Annotated in this window: 1 protein-coding gene; it reads right to left on the bottom strand. The window is 79.7% G+C overall.

Going from position 1 to position 1,007, the window contains the following annotated elements:
* Window positions 1-790: FtsX-like permease family protein (locus tag AAHZ94_RS34520; protein ID WP_349997621.1), on the bottom strand; the 790-nt coding region annotated here is incomplete at its 3' end.
* Window positions 791-1,007: the final 217 nt, after the last annotated feature.

Raw genomic sequence — 1,007 nt, forward strand, 5'->3', positions numbered from 1 at the left:
CCCCCCCCCCCCCTTTTTTTTTCCCCCCCCCCCCCGGCACCCCGCGCTCGGAGGCCGTCGGGGGGGCGGGGAGATGTGTAAAAGACACCGCCCACGGGCCGATGACGGACAGCGCGAGGAAGACGACGGCGACCAGGTAGACGATGCTGTCGATGCTCGTGCCCGCGTCCTTGGTGAGCTGCCAGTAGCCGACCAGCGCACCGCCGAAGAACACCGCCCGCACCGCACGCAGCCGCGGCGCCCTGGCGCGCCTGGCCACGCCGAGCGGACCGATCACGACCTGCCGCAGCCCGGCCAGCGCACTGCCCACCACCATCGCCACCACGCCGGCCAGCACGCCGAGCACGACGGGCGCACCGAGCCACAGGTCGGCCGGGTACCAGTGGCCTCCGGCGGCCGGCGCCCGGGCGGCCAGCGGGAGCAGCGCGGCATAGCCGAGGGCACCGAGCAGCGCGCCTGCGCTGCCGGTGAGCGCGGCCTCGGCGGCGGTCAGGCCCGCGATCCTGGCCGGGGTGGCGCCGACCAGCCGCAGCGCGGCCAGCCGCGCGTCGCGGCGGGCCAGGGTGAGCCGGGCCGATGAGGCGCCGAGGACCAGCAGCGGTACGAGGACGAGGACGGTGGCGACCTTGGCGAGCGCCGTGTACAGGCCGCCGGTGCCCCAGGTCGCGGCGCGGCCGGTGAAGTCGGCCACCGGTGTGGGCGGCGCGATCTCGCCCGGCCGGCGCGGGTCGGCGTACCTGGGTGCGGTCACCGCGGGCGCGCCGGCCCGGTGTCCGACGACCGCGACCAACTCCCCCGGCCTGGTCAGCGCCGCCCGGCCGATGGTGCCGGCGCGCCGGGGGGGGGGGGGGGGGGGCGCCCCCGGGGGCGGGGGGGGGGGCGGGGGGCGCCGGGAGGAGCCCCCCCCCGCGGGGGGGGGCGGGCCCCCCCGGGGCCCCCCCCCCGGGCCCGGTACCGCGGGCGCCGATCATGGACTGCGGTGCGGCCAGCGGCCGTTGGACCGGTGC

Source organism: Streptomyces sp. HSW2009 (genome assembly GCF_040240285.1).
Lineage (GTDB): Bacteria > Actinomycetota > Actinomycetes > Streptomycetales > Streptomycetaceae > Streptomyces.